Source organism: Polaromonas sp., from assembly GCF_030689685.1.
GTDB lineage: Bacteria > Pseudomonadota > Gammaproteobacteria > Burkholderiales > Burkholderiaceae_C > Polaromonas.
In genome coordinates, this window is sequence record NZ_JAUYEY010000011.1 from 1 (window position 1) to 17,628 (window position 17,628).

The 17,628-nt window shown below is 61.0% G+C and carries 23 protein-coding genes; 9 read left to right on the top strand and 14 right to left on the bottom strand.

The window, feature by feature from the left end; genetic code table 11:
- Nucleotides 1–115 precede the first annotated feature (115 nt).
- Complete coding sequence (locus tag Q8O29_RS03235; protein ID WP_305560624.1) at nucleotides 116–766, bottom strand: response regulator transcription factor; 651 nt, start codon at nucleotides 764–766, stop codon at nucleotides 116–118.
- A 134-nt stretch (nucleotides 767–900) separates the two neighbouring features.
- Between Q8O29_RS03235 and Q8O29_RS03240 the strand changes: the two genes are divergently transcribed.
- From Q8O29_RS03240 to Q8O29_RS03265, 6 genes are all read left to right on the top strand, one after another.
- Complete coding sequence (locus Q8O29_RS03240; RefSeq protein WP_305560625.1) at nucleotides 901–2,250, top strand: CHASE3 domain-containing protein; 1,350 nt, start codon at nucleotides 901–903, stop codon at nucleotides 2,248–2,250.
- A gap of 258 nt (nucleotides 2,251–2,508) precedes the next feature.
- Nucleotides 2,509–2,673 carry a DUF1328 domain-containing protein gene (locus tag Q8O29_RS03245; protein ID WP_305560626.1) on the top strand — a complete coding sequence of 55 codons (165 nt, stop codon included), beginning with the start codon at nucleotides 2,509–2,511 and terminating at the stop codon, nucleotides 2,671–2,673.
- A 142-nt stretch (nucleotides 2,674–2,815) separates the two neighbouring features.
- Nucleotides 2,816–3,217, top strand: coding sequence for a hypothetical protein (locus Q8O29_RS03250; RefSeq protein WP_305560627.1), 402 nt, complete (start codon nucleotides 2,816–2,818; stop codon nucleotides 3,215–3,217).
- A gap of 43 nt (nucleotides 3,218–3,260) precedes the next feature.
- A complete protein-coding gene (locus tag Q8O29_RS03255) occupies nucleotides 3,261–3,626 on the top strand; it encodes a hypothetical protein (RefSeq protein WP_305560628.1) in 366 nt (121 codons plus the stop codon).
- Nucleotides 3,627–3,636: 10 nt separating this feature from the next.
- Nucleotides 3,637–4,104, top strand: coding sequence for a hypothetical protein (locus Q8O29_RS03260; RefSeq protein ID WP_305560629.1), 468 nt, complete (start codon nucleotides 3,637–3,639; stop codon nucleotides 4,102–4,104).
- A 94-nt stretch (nucleotides 4,105–4,198) separates the two neighbouring features.
- The gene (locus Q8O29_RS03265) at nucleotides 4,199–4,513 is read left to right on the top strand and encodes a BON domain-containing protein (protein ID WP_305560630.1); all 315 of its coding nucleotides are present in this window, start codon (nucleotides 4,199–4,201) and stop codon (nucleotides 4,511–4,513) included.
- Between the two features lie 152 nt (nucleotides 4,514–4,665).
- Here the strand turns inward: Q8O29_RS03265 and Q8O29_RS03270 are convergent, their stop codons facing one another.
- The 5 genes from Q8O29_RS03270 to lplT all read right to left on the bottom strand — a co-directional run bounded on the left by Q8O29_RS03270 (nucleotide 4,666) and on the right by lplT (nucleotide 9,210).
- Nucleotides 4,666–5,130 carry a BON domain-containing protein gene (locus Q8O29_RS03270; protein ID WP_305560631.1) on the bottom strand — a complete coding sequence of 155 codons (465 nt, stop codon included), beginning with the start codon at nucleotides 5,128–5,130 and terminating at the stop codon, nucleotides 4,666–4,668.
- Between the two features lie 37 nt (nucleotides 5,131–5,167).
- Nucleotides 5,168–5,365, bottom strand: a complete 198-nt coding sequence (locus Q8O29_RS03275) for a CsbD family protein (protein ID WP_305560632.1) — start codon at nucleotides 5,363–5,365, stop codon at nucleotides 5,168–5,170.
- A gap of 317 nt (nucleotides 5,366–5,682) precedes the next feature.
- Entirely contained in the window at nucleotides 5,683–6,714 is a 1,032-nt protein-coding gene (locus Q8O29_RS03280) for an IS110 family transposase (RefSeq protein WP_305560645.1), read from the bottom strand.
- Between the two features lie 254 nt (nucleotides 6,715–6,968).
- Entirely contained in the window at nucleotides 6,969–7,865 is an 897-nt protein-coding gene (locus Q8O29_RS03285; RefSeq protein ID WP_305560633.1) for a DMT family transporter, read from the bottom strand.
- 64 nt (nucleotides 7,866–7,929) lie between these two features.
- Nucleotides 7,930–9,210, bottom strand: coding sequence for a lysophospholipid transporter LplT (gene lplT, locus Q8O29_RS03290; RefSeq protein WP_305560646.1), 1,281 nt, complete (start codon nucleotides 9,208–9,210; stop codon nucleotides 7,930–7,932).
- Nucleotides 9,211–9,402: 192 nt separating this feature from the next.
- Between lplT and alr the strand changes: the two genes are divergently transcribed.
- Together alr and Q8O29_RS03300 are read left to right on the top strand one after the other, a co-directional pair.
- Nucleotides 9,403–10,500 (top strand): alanine racemase, encoded by a 1,098-nt coding sequence (alr, locus tag Q8O29_RS03295; protein ID WP_305560634.1) that lies wholly within the window; start codon nucleotides 9,403–9,405, stop codon nucleotides 10,498–10,500.
- 15 nt (nucleotides 10,501–10,515) lie between these two features.
- Nucleotides 10,516–10,887: a nuclear transport factor 2 family protein gene (locus Q8O29_RS03300; protein ID WP_305560635.1), complete on the top strand. Its 372-nt coding sequence runs from the start codon at nucleotides 10,516–10,518 to the stop codon at nucleotides 10,885–10,887.
- A 3-nt stretch (nucleotides 10,888–10,890) separates the two neighbouring features.
- On the opposite strand, the gene Q8O29_RS03305 is transcribed toward Q8O29_RS03300, so the two are convergent.
- From Q8O29_RS03305 to Q8O29_RS03340, 8 genes are all read right to left on the bottom strand, one after another.
- A complete protein-coding gene (locus tag Q8O29_RS03305) occupies nucleotides 10,891–11,160 on the bottom strand; it encodes a type II toxin-antitoxin system RelE/ParE family toxin (RefSeq protein WP_305560636.1) in 270 nt (89 codons plus the stop codon).
- A complete protein-coding gene (locus tag Q8O29_RS03310; protein ID WP_305560637.1) occupies nucleotides 11,144–11,356 on the bottom strand; it encodes a DUF6290 family protein in 213 nt (70 codons plus the stop codon). Before Q8O29_RS03310 ends, Q8O29_RS03305 begins: the two co-directional genes overlap by 17 nt.
- Nucleotides 11,357–11,428: 72 nt before the next feature.
- Nucleotides 11,429–12,343 (bottom strand): DMT family transporter, encoded by a 915-nt coding sequence (locus Q8O29_RS03315; RefSeq protein ID WP_305560638.1) that lies wholly within the window; start codon nucleotides 12,341–12,343, stop codon nucleotides 11,429–11,431.
- Nucleotides 12,344–12,787 carry a type II toxin-antitoxin system VapC family toxin gene (locus tag Q8O29_RS03320; RefSeq protein ID WP_305560639.1) on the bottom strand — a complete coding sequence of 148 codons (444 nt, stop codon included), beginning with the start codon at nucleotides 12,785–12,787 and terminating at the stop codon, nucleotides 12,344–12,346. It abuts the gene before it with no gap.
- Nucleotides 12,784–13,143, bottom strand: coding sequence for an Arc family DNA-binding protein (locus tag Q8O29_RS03325; RefSeq protein ID WP_371134138.1), 360 nt, complete (start codon nucleotides 13,141–13,143; stop codon nucleotides 12,784–12,786). The genes Q8O29_RS03320 and Q8O29_RS03325 overlap by 4 nt, the downstream gene beginning before the upstream one ends.
- Before the next feature lie 18 nt (nucleotides 13,144–13,161).
- On the bottom strand, nucleotides 13,162–14,154 hold the full coding sequence (locus tag Q8O29_RS03330) for a 2-dehydropantoate 2-reductase (RefSeq protein WP_305560641.1): 993 nt from the start codon (nucleotides 14,152–14,154) through the stop codon (nucleotides 13,162–13,164).
- A 38-nt stretch (nucleotides 14,155–14,192) separates the two neighbouring features.
- The gene (locus Q8O29_RS03335; protein WP_305560642.1) at nucleotides 14,193–14,969 is read right to left on the bottom strand and encodes a class II aldolase/adducin family protein; all 777 of its coding nucleotides are present in this window, start codon (nucleotides 14,967–14,969) and stop codon (nucleotides 14,193–14,195) included.
- Between the two features lie 26 nt (nucleotides 14,970–14,995).
- Nucleotides 14,996–15,829 carry an aldolase/citrate lyase family protein gene (locus Q8O29_RS03340; RefSeq protein ID WP_305560643.1) on the bottom strand — a complete coding sequence of 278 codons (834 nt, stop codon included), beginning with the start codon at nucleotides 15,827–15,829 and terminating at the stop codon, nucleotides 14,996–14,998.
- Nucleotides 15,830–15,960: 131 nt separating this feature from the next.
- On the opposite strand from Q8O29_RS03340, the gene radA reads away from it, so the two are divergent.
- Nucleotides 15,961–17,337, top strand: coding sequence for a DNA repair protein RadA (gene radA, locus Q8O29_RS03345; protein WP_305560644.1), 1,377 nt, complete (start codon nucleotides 15,961–15,963; stop codon nucleotides 17,335–17,337).
- The last annotated feature ends 291 nt before the right edge of the window (nucleotides 17,338–17,628 follow it).

A 17,628-nucleotide genomic window follows, 5' to 3' on the forward strand; every position in this document is an offset into this window, starting at 1 on the left:
CCGCTCATATGCCGCGACCATGCACAAGCAAGGGGCGAACATCTTTGACTCCCTTGTCGCCGCCTTCAAGGGTGCACCGCCTCAGCCCCGCTTCGGCTGAATCCAGTACGTCTGCCTAAAGTTGGGCTGAGTAGTTACCAATCAGCTTGTTCTTCAGCGCGTAGTAAGTCAGGTCGCTGTTGGAAGCAAGACTCATTTTTTCCATCACACGGGTCCGGTAGGTGCTGACGGTCTTCACGCTCAGCGACAGCGCCTTGGCAATGTCACCAGCGGTTTCACCCTTGGCCAGTTTCAGGAAAACCTGAAACTCGCGCTCAGAAAGTTGCTCATGGGGCGTGGCGTCATTTTTGCGATTGAGCTGTTGCGCGAGCAACTCTGCCACGGCCGGCGTGATGTAGCGCTTGCCCAGCGAGATCACGCGAATCGCGTTGACGATCTCCATCGGGTCGCACTCTTTGTTCAGGTAGCCGCTGGCACCCTGACGGATCAGGTTCACTGCGTAATGCTCCTCCGGATAGCCACTGAGGATCAGGATGCCCACATCAGGCGCCTTGGCGCGGATCATGGCCAGCGCGTCGATGCCACTTTGGCCGGGCATGGACAGGTCCATCACCAGGATGTCAAGCTCGACGTTGCGCACCAGGTCTATAGCTTCACGGCCACTGGCCGCTTCGCCAACCACCCGCAAATCGACCTGGTCGGAAAAGAACTGTTTGAGCCCCGAACGCACGATGGCATGGTCATCAACAATTCCGATTTTGATCATTTCTTTTCCTTTTTTAGGCCGGCGTTTCAACGCGGCACAATGCTTCAACACAGCGTCGCGCAATTACGACGGCTTTTTTGCCCCAAAAGCGATTATTCACGAATTATCGATTGAAATACGGACCGGAGATCACGATGAGATGGTTTGCACTACCCAAAATGGCGATCAGCCTGCCTTTGGCATTGCTTGCAACCGTCATTTTGATCTCCATCAACGAAGCCGGTTTTCGCCTGTCTACCCAAGCGGCCACCCGCATTGAGGAGGCCCAGGAAACGCGGAGCTTCGTCACCAAGTTGTTGCAACACATGCTCGACGCCGAAACCGGGCAACGGGGTTACTTGCTCACGGGTGATCCCCAGTACCTGGCGCCTTACGACGCGGCATCCACCGATGTTACCCAGACGTCGGATACTTTGCGCCGGCTCTACGCTCCTTACCCTGCAGAGTTGGCCGAGTTTGGCGTGCTGTCGCACAGCGTGTCACGCAAGCTCGCCGAGATGGACCTGAGCGTGCGCATGCGCAAGCAGGGCAACGCAGAAGCCTGGAAGTTTGTGCTGACCACCGATGTCGGCATGGAACAAATGAGCGCCATCCGCAGCCAGATCAACAAACTGGTTCAGTCGAGCAATTTGAAAATGCAGGCAGCGCAAACCCAGATTACCCGCTCACTGCAGCTATCGCGCCTGGGCATTGCACTGATGGCGCTGGCCGGCTTGCTGGCGTTTTACAAGTATTTACGCCAGACCCAGGCGCTGCTGAACTCCGGCCAGCGCGAGCAGGAATCCCTGCAGCGCGAGCGCGACCGGCTCGACAAAGAGGTGCGGGAGCGCACCGCCACGCTGGCTGAACTGGCCACCCACCTGCAGCAGGTGCGCGAGGACGAGCGGGGCTACCTGGCCAGGGAACTGCACGATGAGCTGGGTGCCTTGCTGACAGCAGCCAAACTCGATGTGGCCCGCATCAAGTCGCGGCTGGGGGTCATCACGCCAGAAGCCACCGAGCGTATTCAGCACCTGATTGAGACGCTCAATAGCGGCATCGCGCTCAAACGCCGCATCGTCGAAGATTTGCGGCCTTCGTCGCTGTCGCACCTGGGCCTGGTCGCCTCGCTGGAAATCCTGGCGCGGGAATTCGAAGACAGGTCCGGGCTGGTCATCACCACCGACCTGGAAATGGTGGAGCTCGGCGGCTCGGGGCAGCTCACGATCTACCGGCTGGTACAGGAGTCCCTGACCAACATGGGCAAGTATGCCGAGGCCAAACACGCCGAGATCAGCCTGCACAACTTCGACAGCTACCTCACCGTCGAAGTCAAGGACGACGGCAAGGGTTTTGACAGCATGAATGTCGGCATCGCCAGCCATGGCCTGACCGGCATGCGGCACCGGGTGGAAGCCGCAGGTGGCCGACTGACCGTGGCGTCCAGCCCCGGTCAGGGCACACGCATATTTGCAGTGTTGCCCAAGGTGGCACCGGCCTCCTGAGTATTGCTCCTGCGCATTTTCTTGCGGCAGCAACGCGGCGTGACGGCATCTACCGTCGACTGAAAATCAGTCGACGCAAGTCGGAATTGCCCCTCTAAGCAGGTAATCGGCCCCGTCCTACACAGCGTCATCGCACTTCCCGACAGGGCCAACCGGCACTCACCGATGAACGCTTTTAAGCGTCCCCTTTAACCTTGCTACAGGTGTTTCAATTGCGAGCGCCGCAACCCATGGGCGCCGCCCTGCAAGGAGATCGACATGCTGCACTATTCCGTTGTCTTTCTGGTGATTGCATTGATTGCAGCCGTGTTCGGCTTCGGCGGTATCGCCGCTGGTGCGGTTGAAATTGCCAAGATTTTGTTTTTCATCTTCGCGATATTCGCGGTCGTCAGCTTCGTGGTTGGCTTGATGAAAAGAAACTAACCCCATTCGTCGACCCGTCGCGGACGACGGCGCAACGGCCGGGCATTACTTGCTCGTTGACCAAGATGCCCTCGCCGCTATCCCTTTATCATTTGCCTTACCGGTCCTGTATCCCGCCTTTTTCAACTTCAAGGAACTCAATATGAAAAACCCAAGCGCTAACATCCCGTCCACTCAAGAAGCGCTGACCGGTGCGCGCCACCTGTCCGACCAGATGCTGAGTGGCGCTGAGCACGCTGTTGAAAGCAGCCGCAGCCTGGCCAACGAGACCTTGGACAAGGCCGAAAGCAAGGTTCGCCAGTTACGCGGCAGCATTGACCCCATCGTCGACAAGCTGGCTACCCAAGCCCAAAAACTTGCTCGCCAAAGCATGGACATGGCCGCTGAAGCCAGCGACCGGGCACAGCGCTCGATACACCGTTATGCCGATGCGACGACGCGTTACGTCGCCAATGAGCCGGTCAAGGCCGTGTTGATTGCTGCAGCCGTTGGCGCTGCGGTCGCACTGCTGGTCGCCTCCACCCGTCATCGCGACTCGCGCTGATTTGCCGCCCATCGTTAACAAAACCGCGTTGTAACCATCAACCATGCTGCACCCGTTTATCTCCACCCTGATCCGCCGACCCCATCTTTTGATTGACCATTTGGCGGGGTATGCAGAGTTGATTCGTGATGAGGCCTCTGAAGCGGGCGCTGACTTTCTTGGCAGGGTTATTGCATGGGTGATGGTTGCCGTGTTCGCCGTCGTATTTTTGATACTGACCGGCGTCGCTTTGATGCTTGCGATGGTGACCACCCCGTTTCATTGGGCACTGGTCGCGGTTCCGTTGGCGGTTCTGATCTTGATGGTCGTGGCCTTGCTGCGAGCCCGCAAGCCATCGCTGGCAAGCCACTTTGCTGAAGTCAAGGCGCAGGTTGATCGCGACGCGCAGGCTTTGCGTTCAGCCACATGACAAGACCCGCATGACAACGACCACAATCACCGCTCAACAGCGCCTGGCAGCCAGCCGCCAGGCCATCGTGCGAGACATGCACCGGGACAACCCTGAGATCGGTCAACTGGCGGATGTTGATGCTGATGTTGATGCCCAATCCGCTATCAGCGAAACCGGAATCGACGCCTCGTCCAGCTCCTGGGATCTGGTCAAGCAGGTGGGCCAATCCTGGTGGCGGTCTCATCCGGCGCGCCTGGCGGTGGATGTTGCCAAACCCATGATGCAGACCTACGCCAAAGAGCGGCCGCTGAAGTTGCTGGGGATAGCTGCAGGAACGGGCATCGCCTTGGTGGTGCTGCGGCCCTGGCGTTTGATTTCCTTGACCGGTGTAGCGATTGCGCTGCTCAAGTCGACACAACTGGCGGGCGTGGTGCAGTCCTTGATCCTCGGCCCGCATGAACCAGACCGCAGCCACCCCCACCGCCGCCCTCGATAAAACCCTTGCGCAAACCGACTGGCGTGGTGCCGTCAGTCGGCCAGCTTTTCAACTCAACGCACCAACAAAAATTTATACACCTCAAGGAAAAATCATGAAATACGCTCGCGCCATTGCTTTCGCCGCCCTCGCCGGCATCACCATCATCAGCACCGGTTGCGCCGTGGGGCGTGGTCAGCAGACTGCCGGCGCTTATGTGGATGACGCCGCTATCACTGCCACTGTCAAAGCCAAGTTTGCAGAAGACAAGACAGTTTCGGCTACCGCCCTCAGCGTTGAGACGCTGAACGGTACGGTGCAACTGTCCGGTTTTGCAAAGTCAGCCACTGAAAAAGCACAGGCTGAAACCATTGCACGCAACACCAAGAACGTGCGCGCCGTGCGCAACGACATCGTCGTTCGCCCGTAAGTAAGCGCCGAATCATCAAAAAGCCCGGCCGTTATACGCCGGGTTTTTTATGGCTGCATGGTCAGGCAGCTCACGCTCCAGCAGTTCCGGCGCCAGTGGTGACAGACAAAAAAGCCCCCCGAAGGGCGTTTGCTGGCGGCTCATACAGCGGATCAGCTGACCTTGATCACCAGTTGGTTGTTCACCGAAGCGACGCCTTTGACCTGCTTGGCCAGGTCGGTCGCCTTGGCCTTGGCTGCAGCCGTAGGAGCCGGGCCGCTGAGCGTGACGACACCGTCCTTGGTATCGACATCGATCTTGATCGCGCTCAAGTCGGGGTCCTTGGCAAAGCTGGCATTGACCGAGGTCGTGATGACGGCATCGTCAATTTTCTCGCCCATGGTGGCGCTGGCCTGGCTGCCCGAAGCCTGCGCGTCCTTGGTCGCATCTTTCATGGCCTTGCCTGCATCCTTGGCCGCCTGCTCGGTTTTCGCAATGCCTGAGTCAATCGACTGGCCGACAGTTTTTCCGTCGTCGGTTTTTCCGCAGGCCGCCAGGGCCGCTAAAACAGCCACTGAACAGACAGCGGCCGCGAGTGGACGACGCACTGCGCCAGACGGATTGGAAGGGGTAGTCATGGTGAATCTCCTTTCAGATAGGCCTCTTGGGCGCGGCTCAGAGTTTGTCGATGGCCTTCTTGGCTCTGTCTTTGGCGCCTTCCTTGGCATCGCCGTAGCCTGACTGGGCCTTGCCCTTGACCTGGTCGGTCAGGCCCTCGGCTTTCAGGTTTTCATTCCCGACAACGCGACCGGCTACTTCTTTAACTTTGCCTTTGGCTTCGTCAACCCGGCCTTCAACTTGGTGCTTGTTCATGGTGTTTCCTATATGGATGCCTCCCGGGTAGCAAGAAGAATTTGTGTCGTGTTGCGAAGAAGTCGGCTGCTTACTTATATCCGGCCTTGATTGCGTGGTCCGCCTGGTTTCCCAGACTCGCCCGCTGGCCCCGATGCATATCCGCTGACAAGCGCCTCATCTCCTGGAGCGGACTGTTTATGTCCGACACACCATGCAGGTTTAGCTCGTCCCGGTCTGACCTGTTTCACATCACTTGACTCTTTACTGCCTCACTACCCTACAAAGACTGACCATATCCTTTCAAAGGTTGGTTGATAAATATTGGCCCTCAGTGGTCACGCCGCCAGCGGCCTGACGCTCTTGAAGCCCCGTTGGTAATCTTGATCCTTGGCCGTCACAGCCCAGATCGTCCTGGCCATCTTGGCCGCCTGCGCCACGACAACGACGTTGGCCGGGCGACGCCGCTTGAGTTGTTCAAGCCATGGGCCAGGCTCTTTGGCATGGGCCAGCACACTTCGGGCACCGTGAATCAGCAAGGTGCGCAAGTAGGTGTCGCCGCGCTTGGAGATGCCCCCCAGGCGCACTTTGCCGCCGGTGCCCGTTTGTGTGGGCACCAGCCCCAGCCAGGCACAGAACTCTCGGCCCGACTTGAAGGCGCTGGCCTGTCCCATGGTGGCTATTGCCGCAGTGGCCGTGAGCAGGCCCACGCCTGGAATCTGGGCAATACGCTGCATTTGCGGGTCGGCCTTGAGTTGCAGTCCCAGTCGTTTCTCGATCACCAGCATGTCTTCGCTCATGGCCTTGATGCGCGCGACCTGTTCGCGCAGGCTGTCCCTGACCATTTGCGGCAGCTGCGACGAGAGGTCTTCGAGTGTCTGCTCGATGTCTTTGAACAAGGCTTTGCGCCCTTGGGCAAAGGCGGCGCCGAATTCATACAACAAACCGCGCAAGGCGTTGGTCTGCATGGTGCGCATCTTCATCAGCAGTTCGCGCTGGCGGTGCAGGGTCAGCGTGGCTTGCTGCGCCGCAGTCTTGATGCCCACAAACTTGACGCCCGGTTGTTGCACGGCCAGCCAGATGGCGCGCGCGTCGGTGGCATCGGTCTTGTTGCCGCTCACAAAGGGACGAACGATCTTTGCATGCAGCAGCCGCACGCTGTGACCTTGGGCACTGAGCTCTCGGCCCCAGTGGTGGGCGCCGCCACAGGCCTCTATCGCAATCAGGCAAGGCTGTTTATTGGCAAAGTGCTCCAGCACCTTGACACGCTTGATCTGCACGTTGACGATTTCGCCCGTGCCCATGTCCACCGTGTGCACTTGAAACACGTGTTTGGCGATGTCCAGCCCAATGACTTGCAAGCCATTCATGGTGCCGACGATTTGTCCTGCGTTCATTCCTGTATTACGATTCATGGCGGATCCTCTATGGTGTTAGTGAAGACCGTGGTCTATCACACCTTGGGCACTTTGATGCCGTATCCATCAGAGGATCCACCTCGATTACTCGAAGTCTCTCTTCCTGATCGACGGCTGTTCATGCCCTTGGCGTTCAACAGTCTCAATTCCTTGCCCGTGGGCAGGGAGGCATCCATAGCATCTTCTGTCGGGTGATGTTTGGTTGCTTACGGATTTAACGCCTTTTTGGGCGGAGTGGGTGCCGCAGCTGCGAGTAACGCGGCCAGCACAATCAGGCTGCCGCCCAGCAGGGTGCGTGGGCTGAATTCGGCCGCGCCCAGCAGGGCGGCGGACCCGCTGGCAAACAGAATTTCGGTCAGCATCACAATTGCCGTTGTGCCTGCGGCCAGCCGCGCCGCACCGTACTGCAGCGCCATGTTGCTGACCAGAAAGGCCAGGCTCAGGCCAAGCGCCACCGGCAGCCAGGCGCCGCTCCATAGCGGCGCGCTCACGATGCCGCCGGCCAGCCCCAGCAGCGCCGCGCCAGTGGCCAGCATCGCGCCACCGCCGAACATGGCCATCATGCGCGCCGCGCTGGGCGTGTATTCCAGCTTGCGCAGCAGCACATTGGTCCCGGCAAAACTCAGGCCGCCCATCAGCGCCAGCCAGTCGGCCGCATCCTGCGGCACCGGCCAGGGCGACGTGGGCTCCTTGAGCACAATCAGCACGCCGGCCATGGCCAGCAGCAGGCGCAGCAGCGAAGCGCGTGTGGGCCGCTCACCCAGCACCGCCCATGCCAGCAGCACCGACCACGCAGGCATCAGGTAAAACAGCAGCACCACACGCACCACGTCGCCGACGGTGACGGCCCAGTTGAAGCCGACATTGGTCAGGCCAGCGGCGACGGCCAGCCACCAGAGCTGCGGATACCGCGCGAAGCTGCGCCAGGCCCCTGGCCGCCAGACCACGATGCAGGCCAGGCAGAAGAAGTAGATCAGCGCCGTGGACCAGAGGGGATGCAGCCCCTGCGACTGCAACTCGCGAAACGGCCACCAGGACACGCCCCAGACGAAGGCGTTGCAGACCAGCGCGCCGACGGCCAGGGCGGTTGCGCGGGGGCTCACGGTGCTGCCCCGGCCACATGCTGAAAACTGCGCGCAGGCGCCTGAACCATCGCGCTGGCCTGCATCAATGCGACTTGTCGCTGCGGGCGATGCTCAAGAGGTGATCGACCTGCTCCTTGTGCTTGATGCAGTTGCTCTTGTGCCAGCGCTGGATCAGCCACATGAAGCCTGCCACCACCACGCCGAAGGTGGTGATGGCGCCGAAGGCCGACAGGCCCATGCCGGTGGACAGGCTGTAGCCTGCGCCGAGCGCCAGGATACAGGCCTGTTCGTTGAAGTTCTGCACCGCAATCGAGCGGCCGGCGCCCATCAGGTTGTGGCCGCGGTGCTGCAGCAGCGCGTTCATCGGTACCACCAGAAAACCGCCGAGTCCGCCGAGCAGAATCAGAAACGGTGCAGCCACCCAGACGTTGGAGATGAAGTTCATCAAAATCACCAGCAAGCCCATGGCAATACCGAGTGGCATCACGCTGGTGGCATGCTCCAGCCGCATGCGCATCGACGCGAGAATGGCTCCAGCCGCCGTGCCAATCGCCACCACACCCACCAGCGAAGACGCCTGTGTGGTGCTGTAGCCCAGCGCGGCCGCGCTCCACGCCAGCACGATGTAGCGCAGGTTGCCTGAAACACCCCAGAATAGCGTGGTGGTGGCCAGCGAGATCTGCCCCAGTTTGTCGCGCCACAGCGCCGAGTTGCAGTTCCAGAAATCGGGCAACAACTCGAGCTTGTTGCGCGGCATGGGCCGCATTTCGACGCCGGTCAACGGAATGCGGGTGTTGAACCAGGCGGCTACGGCATACAGCAAGATCAAAGCGCTGATCGCGGCCTCGGGCGCGGTGTCGATGCCGGTGGTGAACACGGGGAAGTCAAACGACAGCAGCAAATGCGACACTGAATACCCGACCAACTGGCCGCCAAGCAACACACCCAGAATGATGGACGCAATCGTCAGTCCCTCGATCCAGCCATTGGCCTTGACCAGTTGTGAGGCCGGCAGCAGCTCGGTCAGGATGCCGTATTTGGCGGGCGAATACGCGGCGGCACCGAGGCCGACGATCGCGTAGGCCAGCAGCGGGTGCGTGCCGAACAGCATCATCAGGCAACCCACCACCTTGATGGCGTTGCTGACAAACATCACCTTGCCTTTGGGCTTTGCATCGGCAAAAGCCCCGACAAACGGCGCCAGAACAACGTAGAAGAGCGCAAACATCGGCACCAGTGCGGCCGGTTGCCACTTGGGCGCACCGCTGGTTCGGAGCAGCTCCACGGCAACCACAAACAGCGCGTTATCAGCCAGCGAGCTGAAAAACTGGGCTGCCATGATCGTGTAAAAACCGCGCTTCAGCTTCATTGAACCGTTTTGATCGCTGTGCAAATACATCAGGAGCCCTGATGCGGCACGATAGATATGAATGTCTCCTGACCTGAACGGTTTATAGCATGCGGCAAGCTGGCAAAATCCAGAAATAGACCTTGACAAGCTGGGTGTTAACCCACGCTGTCCTGCCTTTTGATTTCAAACAGCCAGAACCCTGACATGCCCCGCCCTATCCTTGCCACTGTTCATGCCGCCGCGCTTGCGCACAATCTGGCGCGTGTACGCAAAGCGGCACCTGACGCGCGCGTTTGGGCCGTGGTCAAGGCCAATGCTTATGGTCACGGCATTGAGCGCGTGTTTGACGCACTGCGCAGTGCCGACGGCTTTGCGCTGCTTGATCTGGCCGAGGCCCAGCGGCTGCGCGCGCTGGACTGGCGCGGACCCATTCTTTTGCTTGAGGGCTGCTTTGAGCTGCGCGACCTGGAGCTGTGCTCGCGCCTGGCCCTGTGGCACACGGTGCACTGCGACGAGCAGATAGCCATGCTGGCCACGCACAAGACCCAGCTACCGCACCGGGTTTTCCTGAAAATGAACTCGGGCATGAACCGCCTCGGCTTTGCACCGGAGCGTTATCGCGCGGCGTGGACGCGCCTGAACGCGCTGCCACAGGTCGAAGAAATCTCGCTGATGACACATTTCAGCGACGCCGATGGCGCCAAAGGCATTGCAGCGCAGCTGCAGGCTTTTGAAGCGGTCACGCACGACCTGCCTGGCGAACGCACGCTGGGCAACAGCGCCGCCACCTTGCGCCATGCAGCGGCCATGGACGAAAAATCCGACTGGGTCCGGCCCGGCATCGCGGTGTACGGCAGCGCCCCCGATTACCCGCAGCACAGCGCCGCCGACTGGGGCTTGCAACCGACCCTGACCCTGTCATCAAAAATCATTGGCCTGCAGCAACTGCAGGCCGGTGACACCGTGGGTTATGGCTCCAGCTTCACCGCTGACGGGCCGTTGCGCATCGGTGTCGTGGCCTGTGGGTATGCCGACGGTTACCCCCGGCACTGCACCACCGGCACGCCGGTGCTGGTCGCTGGTGAGCGCTGCCGCATGGTTGGGCGCGTCAGCATGGACATGGTCACGGTGGATTTGACGCCGGTGCCTGACGCCGGCATTGGCAGCGAAGTGACCTTGTGGGGGCGCGCGTCAAACGACGTTGTTCTGCCGATTGACGAGATTGCCCAGTCCGCCGGTACCGTGGCCTATGAGTTGATGTGTGCGCTGGCGCAACGCGTGCCGGTGGTGGTCGGGGATTGAGCCATGTCAACAGCCATGCAGCCACGTCAACTGGTCAGGGCCTGGGTAGAGGCTTTCAACCGCGCTGATGCCGACGCCCTGGCCGCTTTTTACACCGAGGACGCGGTGAATCATCAGGTGGCGGAGTTGCCGGTCCAGGGGCGGGCGGCCATCCGTCAGATGTTTATCGATGGATTTGCCAGCGCCAACATGGTGTGCATCCCCGAGAACATTTTTGCCGATGGTGAGTGGGGCATGCTCGAATGGCGTGATCCGCTGGGCCTGCGCGGGTGCGGTTTTTTTCATGTGCTCGCAGGGCAGATCGTCTTTCAGCGCGGCTATTGGGACAAGCTGAGTTTTCTGCGCGTTCAAGGGCTGCCGCTGCCCGAACCCGGACGCGATATTTAACAGCTAGCGGCAAACCTCACGCCGATTGCCCACACGAAGCACGCGCACGACGATACGCCGATCCTGCAAATCGCAAATGATGCGCCAATCGCTGACGCGGTATTTCCAATAGTTGCCTAGCTTGCTGCCGCTCAGTGCCTCGCCGAGTTCGCGCGGATTGTCCAGGCGGGACAGACGATCACGCAGGAATTCGAGAATGCGCGCCTGAATCTGCTTGTCGAGCTTTTTCAGGTCCTTGACCGCGTCGGGATCGAATTCAACCGCCCAGGCCAAGCTGGCGCTCCACGTCGGCCAAAGGGATGGTTTTGCGGTTCTTGCGCGCTCGAGCTTCGGCCAGGTAGTAGTCTTCGAGGTCGTCGATGAACTCAAGAATGGCTTCTCTGGCGAGGGTGGTTTTGGTCCGCCCGGTTTCCTGCGCGAGGGCATTCAGGCGCTGTTCGATGGGCTCAGGCAGTCGAATGGCAAGCATGGCGATCTCTGATATACATGTATAGCAATTGTACTTCTTGTACGCCTTGAAGGCTTTTGAGGTCGGGCAGACTCACCGTTTGCGCAAACCCAGCACCATCACCGCGCCCACCACCAGCAAAGCCCCTGCCACCTGCACCGGCGCAATTGCCTGGCCCAGGATCAGCCAGGCCAGCACCAGTGCAAACACCGGCTCCACATTCATGATGGCCGAGTTGCCGACCACGCCGAGTTTGGGCAACACGGTGAACATGATGGTGAAGGCCGTGCCGTACAAAAAAGTCAGCGCCGCCAGGCCGCCCCATCCCGCTGGCGCCTGCGGTAAATGAAAGCCGCCTTGCAGTCCCACCGTGATGAGCGCAATCAGGCCTGCCACCAGCATCGTGGTGGCGGTGCGTACCCGGCCATCGACGTCGCCCGCCTCTTGCTGGGTCAGTACCAGTGCCAGCCCGAAAGTCCCCGCCGCAGCCAGCGCAAAGGCCACACCGGTGCCGATGCGGCTCCACTGGCCAGAGGCGCCCAGGCCTGACGCGGCGCCCAGCACGTCCAGCGCCAGCGCCAGGCCCACCAGGATCACCGGCATCGCGATCAGCATCGCGCGCTCCGGCCTTTGCTGGTAAACGATCCACGCCCAGAGCGCCGTCCAGATCGGGTAGGTATTAAAAGCCAGCAGCGCCAGCGCCACCGGCAGACGCGCCACCGCGGAATACAGGCACAGGCTTTGAATGCCGATCAGTAGGCCAATCAGCGGCAGCATGCGCTTGTGGCGTGCGCTGAAAGTGATACGCACGCGCTGCACCATGAGAATAGCCACAATCACGGCAGCAGTGACCGCGCTGCGGAACACCACTGCGGTGGCCACATCAACCCCGTTGTTGAAGGCAATCCGTGCCGCCACATGGTTGGCGCCCATCATCAGCGCGATCAGCAGCAGGGTGGCAAAGGCGCCCAGGCTGAGCGCGCGGGCGCTTGCTGCGGGCGTTGCCATTTACGGTAGCCCGGCCAGATGCGCCTTGGCTGCAGCAGCCAGTTTGTCATCAAAGGTGGCCAGCGGGCATTTGAGATCTGCCGCGAGCCAGAGGTAGGCGGCGTCGTAGGCGGACAGTCCGTACTGCTGCGCCAGCGCCACCGTTTGCTCGACATTGATGCGATGAAACTCTATGTCGGTTTGACTGAACTGTTCAACTCCTTCCCTCGCCGCCAGCGCGGCGCCTTGCTTGGCTTTCTTGACGGCGACGTTGGCGAATTCGGCCTGCAGCAAATACGGCGCATGCAGGTCGCGCTGGGCGATACGCTGCTCACCCAGTGCCTTCCACTCTTCCTGAAAAAGGATGCCGGCAAGGGCGCTGCAATCGACCACGATGGGTGGCCGCAATAGGTATTGGGCCGGCGGTTCCGCGACATGCAGTGAGGGCGGCGATGCGACGATCATCGTGAGTCCCGGTCTTCACGAATGATCTCGATGCTTGACGGCCCTGAATTGATCGGGGTGGGATACCGGGCACGAAGGTCAGCAGCCACCTGCTCGACGGTTTTCCAACCCTGCCGCACGATGGGGTAGCCCGCTTTGTCGTAGCCGACGATGCGCGGCTTGCTGCGGTCTTCCGCAGGCTTTGGCGAGGCAACCAGCGTTGCCGCGATGGCTTGCTCAACGATAGCCATGAGCTCGCCTTGCAACGACCGGTGGTTCAGCGCTGCCCGGGTTCGCAACGCTTCCGCCCATGTCTCTGGAACGTCTTTAATAGATAAATTAGGCATTTTGGCTCCAAAATGTGTTGATGGCGCCATTGTGAAGCTAAAAATGAATCAATACAAGCCCAAACCTCGCGCATGCAAACGACTCAAGCCCAGCAGCGCATCGGTAAACGGAGTGGGCACTCGCGTCAGTTGCCCCAGCTCCCGCACCACACTCACCAGGGCGTCCAGCTCGACCGGCTTGCCGGCTTCCACGTCCTGCAGCATCGAGGTCTTGAAGGCGCCCAGTTTGAGCGTCACCGCATGCCGATCTTCTGGCTGCTGGTCAATCGGCAGTCCGATGCGCGCACCTATTTCTTTGGCTTCAAGCATGATTTTCGAGATGAAGTCGCGCACCAGGTCGTCGCCCAGAATCAGGTCGGTGGTGGCGCAGGTGAAGGCGCTGATCGGGTTGACCGTCATGTTGCCCCATAGCTTGTACCAGGCGTCTTTCTGGATCTGCGCGGACACGCTGGCTGCAAAACCGGCGCGCACCAGCAGGGCTGCCAGTGCCTGCACCCGTGCGCTTGACCCGCCCGACGGTTCACCAATGATCAACCCGTTGCCGAAATGGTGGCGAATCAAGCCGGGCGCATCGACCGAGCAGTTGGCATGCACCACACAGCCGATGATGTTCGCCGCAGGAATGGCTGCGGCAATCTCGCCGGTGGCATCGACCGCCCTCAGTTGCGTGCCGACGTATTTGCCGCCAAAGCCCTGGAAGAACCACCAGGGCACGCCGTTCATGGCGGTCAGCACAAGGGTGCTGGGGCCGATCAATGGGGCAATGTGGCGTGCCACGTCGAGCAGCGACGGGGCTTTGACGGCGACGACAACAAGGTCTTGCACGCCGAGTTCGGCCGGGTCTGCGCTGGCCTGCACGGCGGCCTCACGGGTGACGTCGCCGTCGACCACACGCAGGCCGTGCTGCCTCACTGCCGCCAGCGTCGCGCCGCGTGCCACCACGCTGACGCTACAACCCGCAGCAGCCAGCCCGGCGCCTATCCAGCCGCCGATGGCGCCAGCGCCGTAAATACATGTTTTTTGAATGGATTTATGAGTCATTTTGGCCTGTAGCCCATACCAAACGGGCGTACGCTGCTCTAATTTTGATAGCTGATGTCGATCCGGTCGACCTGCCGCACCAGCGCATCGAAGACGTCCTGGCCGGCACCGAACCGGGCGTCGAACTGGAAGGAGTCGTGGGTTGTTTTTTTTGCCACCGCTTCGGGCACGGCAATCGCCGGCCCCATCGCCGCCTGCGCCAACTGGATGTCGCAGGCGCGCTGCAGCGTCCACAGCCGCACAAAACACAGTGGCAAGGTCGGCGCCCAGGCCAGCAAGCCGTGGTTGCGCAGGATCACCACCGGCTTGTCGCCGATGTTTTTGAGCAGGCGCGGCGCCTCGTCGGCATGGATGGTGATGCCCTCGAAGTCATGGTAGGCCACCAGGCCGTGCAGTTGCGCCGAGTAAAAATTGTTCTGCGCCAGGCCGCCCTGGGTGCAGGCCACGGCCACGCCGGCGGTGGTGTGGGTGTGCATCACGCAATGCGCATCGGGCAGACCGTTGTGGAGGGCCGCATGCACCGTGAAGCCGGCCGGGTTGACGGGCCAGGGGTTGTTGTCGAGTTTCTTGCCCTGAAGGTCGATCTTCAGCAGCTTGCTGGCCGTCACCTCGGAGTAATGTAGGCCGAAGGGGTTGATCAGGAACTGCTTGTCACCGCCGGTCACGCTGTCCGGCAGCCGCACTGTGATGTGGTTGTAGATCATCTCGGTCCAGCCCAGCATCGCGAACACGCGGTAGCAGGCCGCCAACTGCAGGCGGGCTGTCCACTCGTCGGGATGCATGGCGGCGGCTAGCGGGTTCAGAAAAGCGTTCATGGTGTGGGCTCCGGATGGATGGCGCGTCAGTAGGTCTTGCCGGCGGGCGCGACGGTGACGCCGGCCTTGAAGGTGGCGACCAGCGCGCTGGTGTGGCGCACCAGCAGGTTGGTGTCCAGGCCGACGGCAACAAATGTGCAACCCAGGGCGATGTAGTGGCGCGCCAGTTTTTCGTCGGTGGTCAGGATGCCGGCCGGCTTGCCGGCCTTCAGGGTGTGCCTGATCGCCGATTCGATTGCCGCCTGCACCTCCGGATGGCCGGGGTTGCCGACATGGCCCAGCGAGGCCGACAGGTCGGCCGGGCCGATGAAGACGCCGTCCACACCCTCGGTGGCAGCAATCGCGTCGAGGTTGTTCAGCGCGGTTTGGGTCTCGGCCTGTACCAGCAGGCAAATCTGCGCATTGGCCTCATGCGCATAGCCCGGGATGCGGCCCCAGCGCGAGGCGCGCGCGCCGGCCATGCCGCGTATGCCGCGGATGCCCTGGCCCTGCGCATCGTATTGCGGATAACGTGTGGCGCGCACCAGCGCGGCGGCCTGTTCGGCGGTATCGACCATGGGCACCAGCAGCGTCTGCACGCCGATGTCCAGGTACTGTTTGATCAGCGCTTCGCCCACATGGCCGTGACCCATGGGGACCCGGGCAATCGCGTGTGAGCCCGGGTAACCGGCAATCACCTGCAATTGCGCCAGGATGCTGCCCAGGTCGTTGGGCGCGTGTTCGCCATCGATCAGCAGCCAGTCAAAACCGGCGCCGGCGCAGATCTCGGTGCTGTAGGGGCTGGCCAGGCCGAGCCAGAGGCCGATTTGCGTCTGTTTGTTTTGCAGGGCTTGTTTGAAGGTGTTGATGGGTGTTTGCATGGACAGGCTCTCAAAACAAGTTGATCAAAATAACCCGTTGGTCGTAGTCCGAACGCGGTGCCCAAGTTTAGGCGGGGCCAGTCTCTCTGAGAGAATTCCCGCACTGTGAATAACTACAGTAATATCGCTTCATGGCCAAAGACAAGACGATTTACACCTGCACCGACTGCGGCGGCATCAACCCGAAGTGGTTGGGCAAATGCCCGCATTGCGGTTCCTGGAACACGCTGATCGAGTCGGTGGCGGAGAGCCAGTCACCCGTCAAAAACCGTTTTGCCTCGCTGGCCAAACCCTCAGAAGTCGCCACCCTCGCTGATATAGAAGCCACCGACATGGCGCGCACACCCACCGGCCATGAGGAGCTGGACCGCGTACTGGGCGGCGGCATTGTCGAAGGCGGTGTGGTGCTGATAGGCGGCGACCCCGGCATCGGCAAATCGACCCTGCTGCTGCAGGCGCTGGATTCGCTGCAGCGCGCCGGCCTCGACACTTTGTATGTCACTGGCGAGGAAAGCGGTGCCCAGGTCGCGCTGCGTTCACGCCGGCTCGGGCTGGACGGCTCGCAGGTCAAAGTGCTGGCCGAAATCCAGCTCGAAAAAATCCTCGCCACACTGGAAGCAACCCGGCCGGCGGTGGCAGTGATCGATTCGATCCAGACCGTGTATTCAGACCAACTCACGTCCGCACCCGGCTCGGTGGCCCAGGTGCGCGAATGTGCCGCCCACCTGACGCGCGCCGCCAAGTCCAGCGGCGTCTGCATCATCCTGGTTGGCCATGTCACCAAGGAAGGTGCGCTGGCCGGCCCGCGTGTGCTGGAGCACATGGTGGATACCGTGCTCTATTTTGAGGGCGACACCCATTCAAGCTTTCGGCTGGTACGCGCCATCAAGAACCGCTTTGGTGCGGTCAACGAGATCGGTGTGTTTGCCATGACCGAAAAAGGCCTGAAAGGCGTGACCAACCCCAGCGCCATCTTTTTGAGCCAGCACAGCGAACCGGTGCCCGGCAGTTGTGTGCTGGTCACGCTGGAAGGCACGCGGCCCATGCTGGTTGAAATTCAGGCGCTGGTCGACAGCGGCGGACCCAGCCCGCGCCGCCTGTCGGTCGGCCTGGACCGCGACCGCCTGGCCATGCTGCTGGCCGTGCTGCACCGCCATGCCGGTGTGGCTTGCATGGACCAGGACGTGTTTGTCAATGCGGTAGGCGGCGTGCGTATCAGCGAACCTGCGGCTGATCTGGCCGTGATGTTGGCAATCACTTCAAGCCTTCGCGGCAGGGCTTTGCCAAAGGGTTTTATCGCCTTTGGCGAAGTTGGTTTGGCAGGTGAAGTGCGCCCCGCGCCGCGCGGACAGGAGCGCTTGAAAGAGGCGGCAAAATTAGGTTTCAGCGTCGCCGTTGTGCCCAAAGCCAACGCGCCGAAAAAGAACGACAAAGCTTTTGAGGGGTTGACGATTCATGCGGTAGAGCGCATTGAGCAGGCGCTGGAGGTGGTGCGCAGTTTGCAGTGAGCGTGCTAATTTGCTATTAAATCAGTAGCTGCTTGCGCCCGTATTCAGTGGTCTGGAGGCCTTAAATACACGAGTGGGTGCCTGTCTCAGGCACCGTCATCCCGGCCTTGAGCCTGGATCCATCTTTGCACTAGTATTGTGACTCATAAATTACGATACATATCTATGTCCAAGCTTGACATCTGCGACCTGCCTGGTGAAAGTCCAGTCGATGGGGCGGTGTTCGCTGTTGCGGCGCTGTTGCCAAGCCTGGACGTTGCACTCGAGGGTGGCGCGCGAGGCAAGGCGCGT

Coding starts and splice junctions, on each gene's coding strand:
- Q8O29_RS03235 (WP_305560624.1), bottom strand. CDS start 766: ATGATCAAAATCGGAATTGTTGATGACCATGCCATCGTGCGTTCGGGG.
- Q8O29_RS03240 (WP_305560625.1), top strand. CDS start 901: ATGAGATGGTTTGCACTACCCAAAATGGCGATCAGCCTGCCTTTGGCA.
- Q8O29_RS03245 (WP_305560626.1), top strand. CDS start 2,509: ATGCTGCACTATTCCGTTGTCTTTCTGGTGATTGCATTGATTGCAGCC.
- Q8O29_RS03250 (WP_305560627.1), top strand. CDS start 2,816: ATGAAAAACCCAAGCGCTAACATCCCGTCCACTCAAGAAGCGCTGACC.
- Q8O29_RS03255 (WP_305560628.1), top strand. CDS start 3,261: ATGCTGCACCCGTTTATCTCCACCCTGATCCGCCGACCCCATCTTTTG.
- Q8O29_RS03260 (WP_305560629.1), top strand. CDS start 3,637: ATGACAACGACCACAATCACCGCTCAACAGCGCCTGGCAGCCAGCCGC.
- Q8O29_RS03265 (WP_305560630.1), top strand. CDS start 4,199: ATGAAATACGCTCGCGCCATTGCTTTCGCCGCCCTCGCCGGCATCACC.
- Q8O29_RS03270 (WP_305560631.1), bottom strand. CDS start 5,130: ATGACTACCCCTTCCAATCCGTCTGGCGCAGTGCGTCGTCCACTCGCG.
- Q8O29_RS03275 (WP_305560632.1), bottom strand. CDS start 5,365: ATGAACAAGCACCAAGTTGAAGGCCGGGTTGACGAAGCCAAAGGCAAA.
- Q8O29_RS03280 (WP_305560645.1), bottom strand. CDS start 6,714: ATGAATGGCTTGCAAGTCATTGGGCTGGACATCGCCAAACACGTGTTT.
- alr (WP_305560634.1), top strand. CDS start 9,403: ATGCCCCGCCCTATCCTTGCCACTGTTCATGCCGCCGCGCTTGCGCAC.
- Q8O29_RS03300 (WP_305560635.1), top strand. CDS start 10,516: ATGCAGCCACGTCAACTGGTCAGGGCCTGGGTAGAGGCTTTCAACCGC.
- Q8O29_RS03310 (WP_305560637.1), bottom strand. CDS start 11,356: ATGCTTGCCATTCGACTGCCTGAGCCCATCGAACAGCGCCTGAATGCC.
- Q8O29_RS03315 (WP_305560638.1), bottom strand. CDS start 12,343: ATGGCAACGCCCGCAGCAAGCGCCCGCGCGCTCAGCCTGGGCGCCTTT.
- Q8O29_RS03320 (WP_305560639.1), bottom strand. CDS start 12,787: ATGATCGTCGCATCGCCGCCCTCACTGCATGTCGCGGAACCGCCGGCC.
- Q8O29_RS03325 (WP_371134138.1), bottom strand. CDS start 13,143: ATGGCGCCATCAACACATTTTGGAGCCAAAATGCCTAATTTATCTATT.
- Q8O29_RS03330 (WP_305560641.1), bottom strand. CDS start 14,154: ATGACTCATAAATCCATTCAAAAAACATGTATTTACGGCGCTGGCGCC.
- Q8O29_RS03335 (WP_305560642.1), bottom strand. CDS start 14,969: ATGAACGCTTTTCTGAACCCGCTAGCCGCCGCCATGCATCCCGACGAG.
- Q8O29_RS03340 (WP_305560643.1), bottom strand. CDS start 15,829: ATGCAAACACCCATCAACACCTTCAAACAAGCCCTGCAAAACAAACAG.
- radA (WP_305560644.1), top strand. CDS start 15,961: ATGGCCAAAGACAAGACGATTTACACCTGCACCGACTGCGGCGGCATC.